This window comes from Myroides indicus, from assembly GCF_004364575.1.
Taxonomy (GTDB): Bacteria; Bacteroidota; Bacteroidia; order Flavobacteriales; family Flavobacteriaceae; genus Flavobacterium; species Flavobacterium indicum_A.
Map to the genome: position 1 here is coordinate 17,933 of NZ_SOAG01000006.1, position 20,316 is coordinate 38,248.

The 20,316-nt window shown below is 37.1% G+C and carries 12 protein-coding genes; 1 reads left to right on the top strand and 11 read right to left on the bottom strand.

Going from position 1 to position 20,316, the window contains the following annotated elements; genetic code table 11:
- Window positions 1-39 precede the first annotated feature (39 nt).
- The 5 genes from sov to ruvB all read right to left on the bottom strand — a co-directional run bounded on the left by sov (window position 40) and on the right by ruvB (window position 12,403).
- The gene (gene sov, locus C8P70_RS03670) at window positions 40-7,425 is read right to left on the bottom strand and encodes a T9SS outer membrane translocon Sov/SprA (protein ID WP_394346287.1); all 7,386 of its coding nucleotides are present in this window, start codon (window positions 7,423-7,425) and stop codon (window positions 40-42) included.
- A 3-nt stretch (window positions 7,426-7,428) separates the two neighbouring features.
- Window positions 7,429-8,010: a Holliday junction branch migration protein RuvA gene (gene ruvA / locus C8P70_RS03675; RefSeq protein ID WP_133711987.1), complete on the bottom strand. Its 582-nt coding sequence runs from the start codon at window positions 8,008-8,010 to the stop codon at window positions 7,429-7,431.
- Between the two features lie 82 nt (window positions 8,011-8,092).
- Window positions 8,093-10,375, bottom strand: coding sequence for an NADP-dependent malic enzyme (locus tag C8P70_RS03680; protein ID WP_133711988.1), 2,283 nt, complete (start codon window positions 10,373-10,375; stop codon window positions 8,093-8,095).
- A gap of 65 nt (window positions 10,376-10,440) precedes the next feature.
- Window positions 10,441-11,361, bottom strand: coding sequence for a tRNA epoxyqueuosine(34) reductase QueG (gene queG / locus C8P70_RS03685; RefSeq protein WP_133711989.1), 921 nt, complete (start codon window positions 11,359-11,361; stop codon window positions 10,441-10,443).
- 16 nt (window positions 11,362-11,377) lie between these two features.
- The gene (gene ruvB / locus C8P70_RS03690; protein WP_133711990.1) at window positions 11,378-12,403 is read right to left on the bottom strand and encodes a Holliday junction branch migration DNA helicase RuvB; all 1,026 of its coding nucleotides are present in this window, start codon (window positions 12,401-12,403) and stop codon (window positions 11,378-11,380) included.
- A gap of 166 nt (window positions 12,404-12,569) precedes the next feature.
- On the opposite strand from ruvB, the gene C8P70_RS03695 reads away from it, so the two are divergent.
- Window positions 12,570-13,208 (top strand): class I SAM-dependent methyltransferase, encoded by a 639-nt coding sequence (locus tag C8P70_RS03695; RefSeq protein WP_133711991.1) that lies wholly within the window; start codon window positions 12,570-12,572, stop codon window positions 13,206-13,208.
- A 239-nt stretch (window positions 13,209-13,447) separates the two neighbouring features.
- Here the strand turns inward: C8P70_RS03695 and C8P70_RS03700 are convergent, their stop codons facing one another.
- From C8P70_RS03700 to nrfD, 6 genes are read right to left on the bottom strand one after another with little or no spacing between them, the layout of a single operon-like run.
- Complete coding sequence (locus tag C8P70_RS03700) at window positions 13,448-15,244, bottom strand: cytochrome c oxidase subunit I (RefSeq protein WP_133711992.1); 1,797 nt, start codon at window positions 15,242-15,244, stop codon at window positions 13,448-13,450.
- 28 nt (window positions 15,245-15,272) lie between these two features.
- Entirely contained in the window at window positions 15,273-16,448 is a 1,176-nt protein-coding gene (locus C8P70_RS03705) for a cytochrome c oxidase subunit II (RefSeq protein ID WP_133711993.1), read from the bottom strand.
- A 17-nt stretch (window positions 16,449-16,465) separates the two neighbouring features.
- Window positions 16,466-17,761, bottom strand: a complete 1,296-nt coding sequence (locus C8P70_RS03710; protein ID WP_133711994.1) for a quinol:cytochrome C oxidoreductase — start codon at window positions 17,759-17,761, stop codon at window positions 16,466-16,468.
- Window positions 17,762-17,792: 31 nt separating this feature from the next.
- On the bottom strand, window positions 17,793-18,335 hold the full coding sequence (locus tag C8P70_RS03715; protein ID WP_133711995.1) for a c-type cytochrome: 543 nt from the start codon (window positions 18,333-18,335) through the stop codon (window positions 17,793-17,795).
- Between the two features lie 7 nt (window positions 18,336-18,342).
- Window positions 18,343-18,867 (bottom strand): DUF3341 domain-containing protein, encoded by a 525-nt coding sequence (locus C8P70_RS03720; RefSeq protein ID WP_133711996.1) that lies wholly within the window; start codon window positions 18,865-18,867, stop codon window positions 18,343-18,345.
- Window positions 18,868-18,873: 6 nt separating this feature from the next.
- Window positions 18,874-20,283: an NrfD/PsrC family molybdoenzyme membrane anchor subunit gene (gene nrfD / locus C8P70_RS03725; protein ID WP_133711997.1), complete on the bottom strand. Its 1,410-nt coding sequence runs from the start codon at window positions 20,281-20,283 to the stop codon at window positions 18,874-18,876.
- Between the last annotated feature and the right edge of the window lie 33 nt (window positions 20,284-20,316).

Genomic DNA, 20,316 nt, shown 5'->3' on the forward strand with positions numbered 1-20,316 from the left:
CAAATGTATAAAATATTATATGATTTGCACTTGTTAATATTAATTTCCAAAATTATAACGCATCGTAATTCCCGTATGGATATTTGTAATTGGATACATCGTAGAAATCACAGCTTTAGAAAACTGGTGATCATAAAAGAAAATAGCCGTTAAGTTTTTGCTCAGCATATAGTCTGCCGTAATTCTCAACGACCACATATCCTGTCCGCCGCCAACCTGATTGTTATCGTAATCTAAATACCTGATAATCGTTTCTCTTTTACTCAACGTCAGATCTGCCTTGATGTTAATATCACTTACTATTCTTCCGCCTGCTCCGTTATTTGCATACATGGAGGTAAATCCTACATCTTTAATTCTATATCCTAATCCCAACATAAAGTCCTGCCCTGTAGTTTCGGTCAACAAATTATTATCAAAGCTCAGTGCCAATGTTCTGTCTCGTCGTATTTCTGCAAGAACTTTGATGGATGATTTGGTTTCAAAATCAAAGCGCACCAACGGATTAAACTGCTCTGTCAATATAGCGGTATTTACAACGGTTTCTACCGGATAATTTCCATATTGATTTAACTCGTTAGGTTTGGCGTAATATTCATAATTTGAACTGAATGAACCCAATGTATAAGCCGCTCTGTAACCATGGTGGATTGAAAAGCGCTTAAATTTATCTTTAAACCAACCAATACGCATCAGTCCAGTATATTTTAAATTCCAATTTGGAAGCGGAATATTTTTAAACATTCCGGTCGAAACCTTACCTGCATCTGTTCCTGTATAAGCTGCTAAAAACGAAGGAAGTAAAACAGCCTGACTTCCTTTTCCATACCCGATAGGGAAACCGTCTTTGTCCAAATTGTTTGGATTATTGATATCAATTCCCCTGCCCGCTGCCAAGCGATTTGCTATTACAAGGCGGTTGTCTTTCATCTGATTAAATGGAGCAGAACTATTTAGCGTACTGCTTGAAAATGCTGTTCCTATCAAAATTGTAGAAATGCTGTAATTACCGTAATTATAAGGTGCCAAACCGTGATACATTCCGTCTATAACCTCATATTGCTCTGAAAAATTTTCTGATTTAACTCTTTCACCTGTCAAATCAATTATCAAATCAGGAATTAAGCTGACCGAAGCAGCAAAATTCAGGGTTTTATTATTTACTTGAGTAAAAGCCTGATTAAATTCAGGAAAATCTGTTAAATATCCCATTTTTGCAGCTTCATAACGCACATCTGCCTGACTTCCGAATACAAATCCCAGTGTAGGTTTAGAGGAACCGAAAAAACCTAATCCAGGCATGTATCCCGGCAACATTGTTCCGCTGTTTTCGGAATAATTAACCTGAATATTTTTAACCGAAGTCAGTAGTCCAAGCATAAAATCTCCTAAAGCGCTTCCCTCTTTCTCTTCTTTTTTATTGTTGTTGGTTTGAGCTACTTTTTGTCCTGGTACAATGGCTGCTTTTTTTGTATTGGTATTTGAACGCTTTTGTTTTTTAACCAATCCAAGGTAACGGTAAAACGTTTCCATATTCAAGCTCGTATTTAGCCTCTGTGTAAGCGAGTTTTGAATTGTATTTCCTAAATTATAAGTAATTCCTTCCAACTCTACTGTATAATACGCATCTGAAGCTCTTTGCCAATTAAAGTTTCCTGTATATTCGTAACTTGAACGAACGAACGCTAAAAACGGAATTTTACTAAAAGGGAGTTCGTAGTTCAACTGTACCTGTTGTGCAAACTGGTTCGTTTCTCCTATGTTAAAATAATCATCCCAAATAGTATTGCTTTCAATCACATTCCGCTGATCGTCATAATAATTACGCACAATATTACTGCTTCCTCCTGTATACGTCAAGCGCAGCGATTTAGTCAAATCAAAATTAAATCCGTAGTTGTAGTTAAAAAAGTAATTTCTTCGGTATAGCGGATCCAAGCCTATCCCTTCCACATCAATCAACCGGAATTGCTGTTTGTTATATTGCCGCATAATATTAGAGTTAAACGTAATATTGGAAGGCATATAATTAAAATTAAAGTCCCTGAACAACTGCCAGTATTTTCCTTTTAAGAAATCCATCTTTTTGAAGGGTTCTACCGGTTTGCTTTCAAAACTATAAGCATAATCCACGGCTGTTCTCGTTTGCTGATCGATCATAGATTCTACTTCAAAATCGTGATGCTTAACCTCGTTATAAGAATGTGAAAGAGTAATATTTTCTATGTCGTAAACTCGTTTTTTAGCTTCCGGATTCTTTTGCTTGTTTACTCCTATAAAGTTGATACTTTTCCTTTTGGTATAATCCGTTGCGCGTTTTTCCATTTCTTCTGCTATTGCTGACGAAGCTGCCACGGATTTCATCGTTTTTAATTTTATATCCGGATTAGCCGGATCGTATTCCGGCGTGATAAATTCTTCTCCGATAGCATAATTAAAAGGAAGGTTAATTCCCCATTTTTTAGGCAACAACTGCCCCAGATTAACATTGGTTACGATGTTGTAAGAGGTAAAATCTTCTCTGCTCCTTTGATTAGGTCCTTGTTCTAACCCGCCAAAACCAATGGTAGATCGAAAACCTGTGGCAGATATATTGGCAAAATCTGCTACATTGGCATCCACGCTTGCTGTCGCAGCCCAACCGCCTTTATTGTCCATATCCGACATGCGCAGTTCATCAAACCAAAATTCTCCTGCTAAAGCTTCTGCACCTCCAACTCTGTCCAAATCATTTCGTACGCCTATCATCATCATCCGAACATTTCCGAAGTTAGGATTTCCTTTAATTCCATAACGGAGTTTATTTGGTCGGGATACAGTACCATCTGACAGCTCATCTTCTTCTTTATAGAATATCTTATTATTTTGAGCATCGTTAGAAGCTTCATTCATCTTCATTATTTTCAGCTTTGTAAGCAACTCCAGATGCACTTCCATTTCGTTTTCAATAGGCCAGACCAGCTCTTCATGTCTCTCTCCAAAATTAGTTACTTTTAAAGGAATTTCCACTTGATAAAAATTATCTGTAAAATCACTTCCGAAACGCAAAAATGCAACCATTTCATCATCTCGTAATCGACGTGAAGAATTCTCTAAAGCTTCGGCATGAATAAACATTCTCAGCTTTTTAAATTGGCGCAAATCCAGATTAAAGCTTTTAAAAACCCCTCTGGAGTCTCCCGGAGCCAAACCATTTGGTGCTTTATTGATGTCTATCGGATACACTTTTAACGAAAGCGATTGTTCATCCTGATCAACAAGACTGTTATTTACGTAATACTGTTCTCTTTTTACTCCCGGCGGTATTACGTACGGTATTGGTTTTCTGTCGTAGTTTTCCTGGATATTAACAGAAGTAACGTCAAACCCTGTATTATTTCCTTGCGGTTCTGGTTTATCTTCATCCATCAGATTTCCGTCATACCGACGCCAGTCGGATCTAACTAAATCCAAACTTCCAAAACGAAGGGTTATTTGGTTATCAAACCCTGTCAGATACATACGCATAAAACGAACCGATCTCAAATCTGAAATAGGTCCTACTTTTTTCCCTTTTTCATCAATCGGAATTTTATATTGTACCCATCTTACAGGAGCAATAGATCCATCTGCCAATTGAACAGAGGTGTCACGTATATCCGTGATATAGTTTTCCCCTACTGCCGGATTAGCTTCTATTTTTACTTTATATTCAAAATACGCATTAATCGTATTCATCGTATTGTCTCCGTCAATATCTTCCGTATCGGGCTGATTGTTTCCTCCTCGTGTTCCGGAAACAGGTGTATTCCGTTCCGTTCCGTTATAATTTCTATAACGCTCTAAGATTCCTCCTTCTGCATCTAAGTAATGAATAAAATTATCGCCTGCCGGATCGTCTAAATGAGCAAATTGAGGAAACTTCACTTTTTCTTCTTCATCGTTAATTCCATCCAGTCCTACATCTTGCAAGCTGCGATTTTCGCCACTTACGTCAAAGGCGTAAATCAGTGATGGCGCTGCAGGTGTTTTACCCCAAATAGTTTCAATAGTTGAAACCGTACTGCCTGTTCCCGGCAATCCATTTTCATACTGCTTTTGTCCGTCTCTCAAAATATCCTCTGATATAAATCCAAAATTCAGCCTTAACTCTCCTTTATTCGTTTCTGAGGTTACATCGTTGGATTTTCCTACATAAGGATCCATCACCCAGAATTCAACAAACTCTATGTTAGACTGTTCAAAATTGGTTGTGTTCAACGCACGCATAACTCCTCCCCAGCTCTGTCTAGGCGTTTTAGTTACTGCAGTATTGACATATTCCGGGTTAAAGTTATACGGGCCTCTTTCTTTTGGATAGAATGTTAAATCCAACGTATTGACTACCCTGCTTTCTCCGTATGCAATATCTTTGGTAGGATATAACTCTTCGCTGAAAATTCTTCGGGTTTTATTAGAAGACAAATCATAGTCTCCAATTCCTGATGGTCTTGATCCTACATAAAACGTGGGATCAATAGTATACCAAGACAGTTTTCCTCTTCTGAAACCATATTCCAGCGAATAAGGCTTATCGTCAACCACATCATATGAATCTTTTTCTATTTCGTTTAATTCATAAAATCCTATTGGCGTACTTGCCAAACTCCAGGCAAACGGCGACCTAATATCTATTCTGGATTGTGTTCCTTCAAAATCGTCAATATACGAAGTTGCTTCTCCGTTCATTTGGTCGGATTTAGATGATCCGGGCTGTAAAAAAGCAAATTCTCCTCTAAAAGAAACTCTTGATTCTACGTCTGTATCAATATTGGGCAACTTATTAACTAGTCTGGTTAAAAACGGAACTTCTGTCGAATACTGCGTATTAAAACCCCAAATCGTATTGTTCACAGCTTCTTCTCCATATCCTGTTTTGTGAGTCATTGGTTTTTCCGACAACCTTAAAAAAGTTGCTCCAACCACGAAATCATTTGTGAACTGATGCTCTACGTTTACCCCAAAAAACCTTTTGGTTTGTTGTCCGAAAAAAGTATTGTTTTCTACGGATATATCAATCGGTGTATTTGACGCCAACAATGCCTGATCCAAAATCATAACTCGTCCGCGATTATAATCCACCGTGTAATCCACTCCTTCCACTAAAATCCTTCCTCCTGCATTTACCACTACTGATCCGGGAGCTACATTAAAGGCTCCTATCGGAATTCCCTCTCCCATAGCACTGGAATACTTTCCTTTTAAAAGAAATTTATTCTTATTGCTCTGACTTCGCTGAGCAGTTGACTTTAATGTTCGATACATTTCTCTGAACACATACTTCTTCTGATTTTCGTTATAAGAACCTGAAATCTTATAATCTTCACCTACGTTTGCCTTCAGTTTATTAAACAAATGCTCTCCAAAAGGTTCTACAGTAGTAAAAATAATTCGTCCGTTTAACGCATCTATCGTAATTCCATCAAAAGTATTATTGCTGTTTTGCTGATTCCGATTATTTCCGCCATAGCCCCCTGTATTTCCATAGTTTCCTCCTTGCCCGCCATAACCGCCGCTATTATTCATTCCTCCGGTGCCATTCGGATTATTGGGGTCAAAAACATTTTGCATGGCTCCATTGGGCAAGAAATCAAAAAAACCATCTCCTCCTTCCTGAGGATCGTTCGTGTAACTTAGCCTATCTAAGTGAAATACTTTTAACAAAGGCGTTTTTTCCACGTCTGCCGGTAAGGGCAAACCTCCCGCCGAAGAAATATAGTTCAGTGGACTTGGATCGGTATATAAAATATTAAATCTAAACTGGTCTTGAGTAATATTCATCGCACCCTGAATCTGATAGATATTTTTCATCATCAAGTTCCATACCGGAGCTTCAACCATGGTCAGATTACTCTTCAGCATTTTTAAAATCAGCGCTTGCGACCTTTGTACATTTTCATTGCCTGGTCCCAAATTAGGATCAATACCGTTTACATCTCCTCCATCCGTACCAAATTCTCCTACCTGATACACCTTATCGCCAATAGTATATTGAAAAGCAACTGCCAGAACTTCGTCATTAGACAAACGCTGCTGTAACGAAATATATCCTAACTGCGGGTGAAAAGTAAATTCATTTGAACTTAGTTTTCGGGCACTTTCCTGTTTTATAAAATCTACTCCTTCTTGTACTTTTGTATTAAACCCCGCAGATCCTGATGTACTAGTACGAATACTTTCATTCAAAAAGTTGGTTCCTATTTTTGCCGGATCATACTGGTTGTTTTTGTTATCTGACGGAGCGTCCAGCTGCATATTTACAATAAATCCGGGATCGGTATTAGATATAATCTCAAAATCTTCTCTTCCCATTAATCGTCCTTCCCCCAAATCCTGAATTGCAACAATGTTTCTTGCATTGTTATTTGTCGGATTAATCCTACTAAACTTATTAGTTACCCAAACTTCTACTCTTGTAATACGCGCTCGGCTATTGATATACGGATAATTCTTTAATGCTTCGTCATATTTATTTCTAAAATATTGCGATAAAAAAAAGTGCCTGTCTTCGTCATAATCCAAAGCATACAACTCAAAATCTTCCAACGTTCCCCCTCCTTCTGCGCGAATTGAGTTTGTTTCTGATTTTTGTTCAGAGAAGACTCCTGTTATCGTGGTTTTTCCAAATTTCAATTCCGTTTTTACTCCAAACAAACTTTGTGCTCCCTGTATCAGCGAACCGCTGATAGGCATACTGACGTTTCCTACTTCTACCTTCTGCACAATAGCATCTTCATCCGGAGTATACTCCAGTTTCATAATATTTTGAAAATCAAAAGTAGATTGTGTATCATAATTAGCATTTACAGCTAACCTTGTTCCAACCATCCCCTGCAATCCCATACTGATTCTTTGATCAAAATCAAAAGTCATTGTTTTACGATTTCTAGGCGAAAGCATCGGATTATCCTGTCGAGTGTAACGCATTCCCATATCAAACTCAACTGATCCGGAAGGTTTAATATCAATGGTATTAGAGCCAAATATTCCCGAAAACAATTTTGAATTCACATAATAACGCGGAAGCATGTCTCGTTGAACTTCTTCATCTTCCAAGTGACCATTAACTGCATTGAACTTTTGCTGAAAATATTTTTTCATTTCTGCTCGCAAAATGAGTTTTTCAAACTCTTCTCGACTCATGACGATGGGAAAGTTCATATTAAAGCCATCAAAAGTTTTTGTAAAGTGATAACTATCAGTCAGCGGATCATAGGTATAAGATTCCTTAATAATTTCAGGATCCGGCAATTCCACATTTCCTATCTCATAGGTAGGCTGTTGAATCGTATCATTTACAGCTCCTTCGCCATACACCTCTTCCTGTGCATAAATCCATACTGAATTACACAACAAAAAAAGCAATACACAGACCCAGGTTTTTATAACTGATAAATGGCTTTTCAAGACTTATAAATTTTTTAAAGCTTGCTTTATAATAAATTCTACTGAAGCATCGGGATTTTGTTTTACGATTTTATCCACCGTTTTTTCAGCAGTTTTTCTAACAAAACCCAACACCTCTAATGCAGATAACGCTTCATCAACATTTGTATTGTTAATAATTGGTAAAACTTCTTCTATATTGTATAGCTTGATTACTTTTTCTTGCAAATCGAGAATTACTCTCTGAGCAGTTTTTACGCCTATCCCTTTCACCGATTGAATAGTTTTGGCATCTCCCGCTGCAATTGCCTGCAATAATTCTTTTGTTGTAATAGAAGACAAAATATTCCGAGCCGTGTTTCCGCCTATACCCGATACGGAAATCAACAATTTAAATAGCTCTCTTTCGATTTTATCTATAAACCCAAAAAGTGTGTGGGCATCATCCTTTATTTGCAGGTATGTATATAAACGCAGATTTTCTGTTTGCTCTATTTGTGAATAGGTATGCAGGGAAATATGAATCTGATATCCAACTCCCCCGCAATCTATCACCACCTGAGTGGGTGTTTTTTCTATTAATCTTCCTTGTATATGCGCAATCATTCTATCCAATTTTCTCTCCAAAAATAGCAAATAATTTTAACTTTTTACTAACAGAAAAGAGATTGCGACATTTATTTAAAGATTATTTATTTTTCTTGCGATTTTCACGCACTTGTGCGTCCACAACAGCCACCGCTGTCATATTCACCATTTCATCTACACTGGCACCTAACTGAAATACGTGTACCGCTTTATCTAATCCTAAAATTATTGGTCCGATTGAAGTCGCACGATTAAGCTCTTTCAACATTTTATAGGTAATATTAGCAGCATCCAAATTTGGAAATATCAAGGTATTTACTTTTTTATTAACCAATTTAGAAAAAGGAAATTTTTGCTTTAACATTTGATCATTTAAGGCAAAATCTATTTGAATTTCTCCATCTACAATCATTTCCGGATATTGTTCGTGTAAAATACACACTGCTTCTCTCATCTTTTTAGGAGAGTCATTTGTTCCTGAACCAAAGTTACTATAAGAAAGCATTGCTATAACAGGTTCCATCCCAAACATGCGCACTGTTTTTTCTGTCATGTAGGCGATTTTTGCCAATTCTTCTGCACTTGGATTCGGGTTTATTGCCGTATCTGCCAAAAACATCGGTCCTCTTTTAGTCATCATCAAATTAGTAGTCGCCACTTTTGAAACTCCCTGCGCTCTGGGTATAAGTTCCAAAATAGGTTTGACTACTGACGGATAGCTGCGAGAATATCCGGTAAGCATAGCATCAGCTTCTCCTTCATTAACAAGCATAGCAGCAAAGTAATTGCGCTCTCTCATTAACTTTTGTGCTTCGTATAAAGTAATTCCCTTTCTTTGTCTCGTTTCCCAATAAACACTGGCAAAGCGCTCTCTTCTCTCTCTTTGCTCTTCCGTTTTAGGGTCAATGATTTCAACATTACTGTTAAATTCAATCTCTCTTTTGAGCTCTAATATTGTTTCTTTATCTCCCAATAAGATAGGAATAGTCATTCCTTCCTCATAAGCGATTTGAGCTGCTTTTAAAACATCTAAATGGTCTGCTTCTGCATAAACTACCTTTTTAGGCTCAATTTTTGCCCGATTGATTAACATGCGCAGCAATTTATTATCAGACCCCAAACGTTCTTCTAACTCTAACTTATACTTATCCCAGTCTGTGATTGCCGATTCTGCAACTCCCGATTCTATTGCTGCCTTAGCAACAGCCAAAGGTACCACAGATATTAGGCGAGGATCAAAAGGTTTTGGTATAATGTACTCTCTGCCAAAACTAAATTTAGTTTCACCATAAGCTATATTAACCTGCTCCGGTACGGGTTCTTTAGCTAATTTTGCTAATGCCACCACGGCAGCCATTTTCATTTCTTCATTAATTTTGGTGGCTCTCACATCTAAAGCCCCTCTAAAAATATAAGGAAATCCTAATACGTTGTTTACCTGATTAGGAAAATCGGAACGCCCCGTTGCCATAATAACATCTTTTCGGGTAGATGTTGCTACATCATAATCAATTTCGGGACGAGGGTTGGCCATGGCAAAAACTATAGGATTCGGAGCCATTGTTTGCAGCATTTCAGGAGTAAGCACTCCAGCAGTAGACAACCCGATAAAGACATCGCTATTTTTAACGGCTTCTGCAAAAGTAATGTCGTGTTCTACAGCAAAATCGCTTTGCTGTTCCGAAATACGGGCATCTCCTTTTTTAAGTACTCCTTTACTGTTAAACATTAAAATATTTTCGCGTTTAACGCCAAAAGCCACATATAATTTAGCACAAGCAATTGCAGCTGATCCTGCTCCGGAAACTACCATTTTTATTTCGGCAATATCTTTTCCCGCCAATTCTAAGGCATTTAGCAAAGCGGCAGCCGAGATAATAGCTGTTCCGTGTTGATCATCGTGCATTACCGGAATATTCAACTCTTCTTTTAAGCGACGTTCAATTTCGAATGATTCCGGCGCCTTGATATCTTCAAGATTTATTCCTCCAAAAGTAGGAGCTATATTTTTTACTGTTTCTATGAATTTTTCGACATCTGTTGTATCTATTTCAATATCAAAAACATCAATATCTGCAAATATTTTAAACAAAAGTCCTTTTCCCTCCATAACCGGCTTGGACGCTTCTGGTCCAATATCGCCTAATCCCAACACGGCAGTTCCGTTTGAAATTACTGCAACCAGATTTCCTTTTGCCGTGTACTTATAAACATTGTTTACATCTTTCGCTATTTCTAAACAAGGCTCAGCTACTCCGGGCGAATAAGCCAGCGACAAATCTCTTTGCGATGAATATCTCTTGGTTGGCACTACCTGAATTTTTCCAGGTGTTGGTTTGGCATGATATAAGAGTGCTTCTCTGCGTAAACTTTCTTTGTTCATAAAAATTGATTTAGTGTTACAAACAAAGGTAATCTTTTTGGAATACAATTGAAATCTGAAGCTTCTTATCTGGACAAAAAATCTATGTTGCGCATTAATCCTTCATACTTTGTCCGTTTTACCGCAGATTTTTTATATATTCCATTAAAAAGTTCACGGGTTAATTCTTTCCATTCCTGTTTATTGTAATTAATTAACTCTTCTTTAGGGGAAAACCGAGGTTCGGAATGAGGCTTGGCAAAGCGATTCCACGGGCATACATCCTGACATACATCGCACCCAAACATCCAATCATCTATTTCACCTTGAAATTCGTCAGGAATAGCATCCTTAAGTTCGATTGTCAGATAAGATATACATTTACTTCCGTTGACAATATAAGGCTGTTCAATGGCATTGGTAGGACAGGCATCAATACACTTGGTACAGGTTCCGCAATGATCTGTTGTAATTCCGTCAGCATCCAACTCTAAATCAAGAATCAATTCTGCAATAAAAAAGAAAGAACCACTTTGGCGTGAAATCAAATTGTTATTTTTCCCTATCCACCCTAAACCACTTTTTGCTGCCCATGCTTTATCCAATACAGGTGCTGAATCTACAAAAACGCGCCCGTCAACCTCACCTATATTATCCTGGATAAAAGCCAGTAAATCCTTGAGTTTGTCTTTTATTACAAAATGATAGTCCTCTCCGTAAGCATATTTAGAAATTTTAAAGGTGTCTTCTCGCTGTTGTTCTTGCGGATAATAATTAAGAGTTAGCGAAACAACGCTTTTCGCACCTTCTACCAGCAGTCTGGGATCTAATCGTTTGTCAAAATGATTTTCCATATACTGCATCTGTCCGTGCATATTCTGGTTCAGCCATTTTTCCAACCGCGGTGCTTCTACTTCTAAAAAATCTGCTTTTGAAATTCCGCACGACATGAACCCCAACCGCAAAGCTTCTTTCTTTATCATCAAACTGTACTTTGCTTTATTCATTTCAAAAACTACTTTTTTAATCAAACAATCCGCTTTGTTTTGACTGCCGGCTTCTTCCTAAATGATGATAGGCTTTATCTGTTACTTCGCGCCCTCTTGGTGTACGCATGATGAATCCCTCCTGAATAAGATAAGGTTCATAAACCTCTTCTATCGTTTCTGCATTTTCAGAAACAGCTGTTGCTAAAGTTGATAATCCGACTGGTCCTCCTTTAAACTTATCTATGATAGTGAACAAAATTTTGTTATCCATCTCATCTAATCCGAAAGAGTCCACATTTAATGCGTTAAGGGCATAACGTGAAATTTCTACATCAATACTCCCGTTACCTTTTATCTGTGCAAAATCGCGTACACGACGCAATAAAGCATTCGCAATTCTGGGAGTTCCTCTGCTTCTGCCTGCGACTTCTATCGCAGCTTCCAAATCAATTGGCACTCCCAAGATAGCAGCACTTCTTTCAATAATAGTTGCTAAAAGTTCTTTGTTGTAGTATTGCAATCTGCTTTGTATGCCAAAACGGGCACGCATAGGTGCAGTAAGCAAGCCTGAGCGCGTAGTTGCTCCCACTAAAGTAAATGGATTCAAATGAATCTGAACAGAGCGGGCATTGGGACCGGACTCCAGCATAATATCTATTTTAAAGTCTTCCATTGCGGAATAAAGATACTCTTCAACAATGGGGCTTAAACGGTGGATTTCATCTATAAAAAGTACATCTCTTTCTTCCAAATTGGTCAACAGACCTGCTAAATCTCCGGGTTTATCGAGAACGGGTCCGGATGTAATTTTAATACCAACTTCCAACTCATTAGCCAAAATATTGGCAAGTGTTGTTTTTCCAAGTCCCGGAGGTCCGTGGAAAAGAGTGTGATCTAAAGCTTCTCCTCTAAGATTAGCTGCTTTAACAAAGATCTTTAGGTTTTCCAACACCTGATCCTGACCTGCGAAATCGTCAAACGACAGCGGTCTTAACTTTTTTTCTACATCAATCTCCTCGGGAGAGTAATTGTGATTAGTTGGGTTCAAATGCTCATTCATAACCACAAAGATAGTATTTTTTGATGTTTGTTACAGATGATTTAGCTGAGATTATCCCGAAGAGTGCCTATGATAAATAAACATTGTAAACACGTATTCTGAAAAGAAAAGTGTATATTTCGACTCGTTTGTATAAAAGTCCTACTTTAATTGAATGCATTTAAAAATGAATTGCACCCTGTGTCAAACTTTATTAACTGAGAAAGCGGATGAAGAATATTATATTTGCTCTACATGCCATGCATATGTAAAAGATGAAGCGCTTTATTTTAATGCTGAAAGTGAAAAAAAGCATTATGAATATCACAATAACGATATACACGATATAGGTTATCAAAACTTTACTGCTCCTGTCACTAATACCATTCTAAAACTTTGTACAAGAGAAATGATTGGTCTGGACTATGGCTGTGGAAAAGGCCCTGTAGTTACCGAACAACTGGCAGAAAAAGGATACCGAATAAATCTTTACGATCCTTATTTTTACCCAAACATTTCTTATTTAAACGAAACCTATGATTATATTTTCAGTTGTGAAGTATTTGAACATTTTTACAATCCTTTTCAAGAGCTTAACAAGCTCAACTCTATTTTAAAAAAAGGCGGCTTGTTAATCATTAAAACGCATTTATATAAAGGTCAAACTGAATTTAAAAACTGGTACTATCGCAAAGACTTAACTCACGTATTTATTTACACTTTTAAAACTTTTGAATATATAGCCCAATATTTTGAATTTGATATTGTTCTCTTAACTGAAAAGTTGATTGTGCTTAGGAATCAAAAGACAACTTGTCCTGGCTAAGTTTTATTCAGAATAAAAATTTTACACACCCATTCTTAGGATTTTATACACTTTTTTTTGTGTATTGATTAAATCCTTTTATACCTTAAAAACTAAGGTAAAACCATTCCATTAAAAAAATATTTTCTCGTTACAAAAAGCAGATCCTGTAAAAGGCAACTTATTAACTATATAAATATAAAACCAAACAGACCGCTTTAAAGCGGTCTGTTTGGTTTTATATAAATCACTATTTTATATTAATGATGCATTTTTTCTTCACCCTCCAAGAAAGGCATATTTTGCGGTGCATAGTCTTCCGGTAATCCCGGTTTACTATAATCGTATGGCCATCTGTACACTACCGGTAATTCGCCCGGCCAGTTTCCATGGATATGTTCAACAGGAGTTGTCCATTCCAAACCATTTGCTCTCCAAGGGTTTTGAGGGGCTTTTTTACCATAGAAAATACTTGTAAAGAAGTTCCACAAGAAAAACAATTGGAAAACACCACCTACCAAAGCAAACACGGTAATCAATACATTCAAATCGTATAAATCATCAAACAACGGGAATGCTGTATTTGAATAGTAGCGACGAGGTAAACCTGCCAATCCTACAAAGTGCATCGGGAAGAATACTCCGTATGCGCACACTACAGTTCCCCAAAAGTGAATATATCCCAAGTTCTTATTCATCATTCGCCCGAACAATTTCGGATACCAATGGTAAATACCTGCAAACATTCCATAAAGAGCTGAGATTCCCATTACTAAGTGGAAGTGGGCAATAACAAAATAAGTATCGTGTACGTTAATATCTAAAGTTGAATCTCCCAGAATGATACCTGTTAAACCTCCTGTAATGAATGTAGATACAAAACCGATACAGAATAACATTGCAGGATTCATCTGAATGTTTCCACTCCAAATTGTAGTGATATAGTTAAATGCTTTTACTGCAGAAGGAATAGCAATCAACAAGGTTGTGAAGGTAAATACTGATCCCAAAAATGGATTCATACCTGATACGAACATATGGTGTCCCCATACAATGGTTGACAAGAAAGCAATACCTAAGATAGAAGCAATCATTGCTCTGTAACCAAAGATAGGTTTACGCGCATTACAAGCAATAATTTCAGATGCAAGTCCCATCGCCGGTAAAATTACAATATATACTTCCGGATGTCCTAAGAACCAGAATAAGTGTTCAAACAATACTGGAGAACCGCCTTGATAATGTAAAACTTCACCTGCCAAATAAATATCGGATAGGAAGAACGAAGTTCCGAAACTTCTGTCAAATATCAATAATAACGCTGCAGACAACAATACCGGAAAAGAAACTATACCAATGATAGCTGTAACAAATAAAGCCCAAACTGTTAGTGGCAATCTTGCCATTGACATTCCTTTGGTTCTCAAATTAATTACAGTTGCAACATAGTTTAAAGATCCCATTGTTGAAGAAACAATAAATATTGCCATTGAAATCAACCAAAGCGTCATTCCCATTCCAGATCCCGGAATAGCCTGAGGCAAGGCGCTTAACGGCGGATATATCGTCCATCCGGCTGAAGCTGGTCCTCCTTCAACAAAAATAGAGATAACCATAAGCAATGCAGATCCAAAGAACATCCAATATGACAACATATTTAAAAATCCTGAAGCCATATCTCTTGCTCCGATTTGCAAAGGAATAAGCAAGTTTGAAAACGTACCACTTAATCCGGCTGTTAAAACGAAAAACACCATGATAGTTCCATGCATAGTAACCAATGCAAGATAGGCATCGTTTTTCATTACTCCATCCGGAGCCATTCTATCACCTAATAGCCATTTGAACAATGTAAAAGATTCTTCCGGCCAGGCAATCTGCATTCTAAATAAAAGAGACATCATCACTCCGATAATTCCCATGATAACACCTGTAATCAGATATTGTTTAGCAATCATCTTGTGGTCTAAACTAAATACATATTTAGTAAAGAAATTCCCTTTATCATGATGGTCATGTTCATGACCGCTAACTATTTCGTGTCCTACTGCTGACATAGTATATTTTTTAATTTAATAGTGAGTTTTACTTTACTACCTGAGCTATAGCCTCATTATCTGTGTTAACTTCTGAAAGTTCTTCCGGAGTTTCGGCAGGCTGTTCTTCAGCCGGAGCATTCGACGCTTCTTCTGCAGCTACTTGCTCGCCTAATGTCGGAAGTTCTGCCAACCAAGCTTCAAAATCTTCCGGTGTATCTACTACCACTTTCAATTGCATATTATAGTGAGATGCTCCACAGATTTTATTACACAATAAAAGGTAATCAAATTCATAAGGTTCTAAAGCCTCCTCTCCTTTAGCCATTAATTTCTGACTTCTTTCTGCTCTAATGTTATTGATGTTGTTAACTTTAGTAACAAACTCCTCACGTTCTCTCATTTCTGCTGTAGTTACAGTGGGAACAAATGCAAATTGAGTTACCATTCCCGGCACGCAGTTCATTTGTGCTCTAAAGTGAGGGAGATAAGCAGAGTGAAGGACGTCTTGTGAACGGAACTTCAATACTACCTTCTTCCCTACTGGAAGGCGTAATTCTTTCGCCATTTTATCGTCAATTGCATTGGGATCTGACATATCTACCCCAACCAAATTGATACCTTTAATAAAGCGAACGTTTGCTTTACCTAGTGTATTATCTTTTCCTGAATAACGAACATCCCATGCAAATTGTTTAGCATAAACTTCTACAACCAACACATCTTCTTCTTCATCTACAAACATAATATCATTCCAAGCATATAAACCATATAGAATCAATCCTGTTAAAGTAATAACCGGAATAATAGTCCAAACCGCTTCCAATTTATCATTGTCTGAATAATAACGGGCTTTTCTTCCTTTGATTCCTCTTCCTTTAAAAGCGAAATAATGTAATAAAAACTGCGTGAATATCTGAACGATAAAAATCAATATCATAGAAATCCACATCAGGTTATCTACCAATATCCCATGCTCCGAAGCGGGATTACTCATCAAAGGCAAACTTCCGTACTTTACCAAACAAAATATGGTCATAATGTAGATGAAGCCTAAGAAAGCAAAAAGTAAATAACCATTGATGTTATTGTCTTTTTCATTGGCAATTTGTGAAGCTGCATCGTCAGGTCCTGAACCCACTTGTGTCAATTCAAATATTTTTGTCAATTGCCAAACAGCAATTCCTAACAAGACAACAACAGCTAATATTAATAAACTTGTCATTTGTTTAGCTTTAAATATTAATAATGAAAATGTTTACTCTCTTCAATCAGAGGATTATTTTTAACTAATAGCGGAACTTTAGATATTGATGTAAACCCTGCAAAAATAAACAGTCCTGCAAAAAACATCAAAGCAGCTATCTCTGTAATCCCGATAGACCATGAACCTCCTACTGTACCGGGACTAATCATCAGATAAAAATCAATATAATGTCCGAACACAATAGATACACCTGCCATTGAAATAATCCATCCCAAACGTTTGAAGTCTGAATTCATTAACAATAATACCGGCAAAACAAAATTTAATAATAACATTCCAAAGAAAGGAACATTGTATTCTTGAATTCTAAAAATAAAGTAAGTTACTTCTTCCGGAATATTTGAATACCATTGCAACATAAATTGAGAAAACCAAAGGTATGTCCAAAAAATACTAAATCCGAACATAAACTTCCCTAAGTCATGTATATGGCTTGTGTTTACATGCTCTAAATACCCTTTGCTCTTCAAATATAAAGTGGCAAATGCTATAACTGTAATTGCAGTTACAATGAAACTGGCAAACACATACCATCCAAACAAGGTACTATACCAGTGTGTATCGATTGACATGATCCAATCCCAAGAAGAAATTGACTCTGTGACAATAAAGAACACTAAAAAAACAGCTGTTGCTTTGAATAGTTTTTTGTGGTAAGATAAATCCCCTGTTTCATCCAACTTCAATGATTGTTTACGTGCGTAAACTCTATATAAGTTCCATCCTACTAAAAAGATTATCGCTCTGATTAAGAAAAAAGGAACATTTAAATAACCTGTTTTATTTTGAATAATTACATCGTGCTCTACAATAGCCGGATCCATCCAAATAAATAAGTGGTTACCTCCGAATGAGCTTACAAGCAATAGTATAAAAAAGATAATTGAACCTGGCAGCAAATAAGCAGATAAACCTTCCATAACTCTAAACAATACAGGAGACCATCCTGCTGCTGATGCATAGTTTAGAGCATAGAATACAAGGATACCAAGCGAAATCAACATCACGAAAATACAAGCAACGTATACCGCCGTCCACGGCTTATTTTGCATTTGAGTCAAAACGTGCTCTAAATGTTTTTGATGGGCATCGTGATCAGCTTCAGAAACTGAATGATGTTCGCCTCCGTCATGATGAGCTTGCTCTGTCAGAATCTGCTCTACTTCAGCAGTTGTCTTTGGTGCATTGAAAAACCCATAAGCAATTCCTATAATTCCTAATGCCATTAGGACTATTGCCAAGGTTTTCAGATTTTTTGAAAATGTGTACATATCTAAACTTTCAAATAAGTTTTACAATTTATTATTCTGATTTCAATTTTAAAACGTAATCTGTCACTAACCAGCGCTCATGTTGCGTTAACTGATTAGCATGAGATCCCATCGCATTCAAACCATAAGTAATTACGTGATAAATTCCTCCTTCGGTAAGTTCTCTGTCTTTGTAATCAGGAACTCCTAAGAATTTTTCTCTTTTCACCAAGTTACCTTTTCCGTCTCCTTTTGCACCGTGACAAACAGAGCAGTAAATTGCATATAGTTCTTTTCCTTTTTCTAAATCCTTTTCATTTTCTGCTAAAGGAGATTTCAGATTTGCTCTTGCCTGTTCCAATCCTTCTGTAGTATTTGGATAAGCCTCCGGTGTAAATCCTCTAGGTATAGACCCTTCTGCCGGTAATTGTCCTTCTTTTCCATTTTTAAAAGCAGGCGATTCCGAATAAGTTTCATAAGCTACCGATTCATACATATTAGGCATAAACTGGTAATTTGGACGCTCTTTGTTAAAACAAGAAGTAGTTAATACTGAAACGCCGACTAAGGCTGCTATTTTATATATCGTTCTCATTCTACAATTACTCTTTATCAATTACTTTAACTTCTACTGCTCCAGTTTTTTTGAAAAACTCAACCGCTTCTTCTTCCTCTCCATGAAGAGCTACTTCCATTAAAAAGTGGTCATCTGTAGTTCTTATATCCGGATTTTCAGCTTTTTTAAACGGCCATAGTCTACTTCTCATATAAAAAGTAATAACCATTAAGTGAGCCGAGAATAATACAGTCATCTCAAACATAATCGGAACGAAAGACGGCATATTCTGAATAAAACTAAAACTCGGCTTTCCTCCAATATCCTGAGGCCAGTCAACAATCATGATGTAATACATCATTGCTGTTCCAAAAGCCAGTCCTACTAATCCGTATAAGAAAGCACAAATAGCCAATCTTGTAGGTTTTAACCCCATAGCTTTATCCAAGCCATGCACCGGAAACGGAGTATAGATTTCTTCTATATGATGATGAGCAGATCTTGTTTCTTTTACCGCATCCATTAAGATATCATCATCATTGTATATTGCGTGTATAACTTTAGTACTCATAACGAATTAGTGATTTAAAGATTGATGATTTTCTTTATTATCTCTTGCCTTTTTGTAAAATTCACCTGATGACTTTAAGATAGTTTTCACCTCTGCCTGAGCAATTACAGGGAAACTTCTAGAATATAACAAGAATAATACAAAGAAGAAGCCGATAGTTCCTACGTAAATTCCGGCATCTACAAAAGTAGGCTGGAACATTGTCCAAGATGACGGTAGATAATCTCTATGTAAAGATGTTACGATAATTACGAAACGTTCAAACCACATCCCCACGTTAATCACTAATGAGATAATGAATGACGCCATAATGTTTGTTCTGATTTTCTTAATCCACATAACCTGTGGAGAAATAACGTTACAGGTCATCATCAACCAATATGACCACCAATATGGTCCTGAAGCACGATTTAAGAATGCATATTGTTCGTATTCAACTCCTGAATACCAAGCTACCCACAATTCTGTAATATAAGCAACCCCAACAATAGATCCTGTAATCATACAAATCATATTCATCAATTCAATATGCTGAATTGTAATATAGTCTTCTAAATTGGACACTTTACGCATAATAATCAACAGCGTATTTACCATTGCAAATCCCGAAAAAACTGCTCCCGCCACAAAGTACGGAGGGAAAATTGTCGTATGCCACCCAGGAATAACCGATGTTGCAAAGTCAAAAGATACGATAGTATGCACAGAAAGTACCAAAGGCGTAGCTAAACCAGCTAAAACTAAAGACACTTCTTCAAAACGCTGCCAATCTTTTACTCTTCCTGACCATCCGAATGACAAGATAGAATAAACTCTTTTGGTAAAAGGTGTAATGGCTCTGTCTCGCAACATGGCAAAGTCAGGCAACAAACCAGTCCACCAGAACACTAACGATACAGATAAATAAGTTGAAATAGCAAACACGTCCCATAATAACGGCGAGTTAAAGTTTACCCATAACGAACCGAACTGGTTTGGAATAGGCAACACCCAGTAAGCTAACCAAGGACGTCCCATGTGAATAATTGGAAATAAACCAGCCTGAACTACAGAGAAAATAGTCATTGCCTCCGCAGAACGGTTAATAGCCATTCTCCATTTTTGTCTGAATAATAATAATACAGCTGAAATTAAAGTTCCGGCGTGCCCGATACCTACCCACCAAACGAAGTTGGTAATATCCCAAGCCCAGCCGATAGTTTTATTTAAACCCCAAGTTCCAATACCTGTACCTATTGTATAAGCCATAGATGCAACTCCCCATAAAAAAGCTACCAAAGCAATAGTGAATACAGTCCACCATAGTTTATTTGCTCTTCCCTCTACAGGTCTAGCCACATCCACAGTAATATCGTGATATGATTTTTCACCGATAACTAAAGGTTTTCTAATGGGTGCTTCGTAATGTGACGACATAATCCTTTATATGTTTCTTTAATTAATAATTCT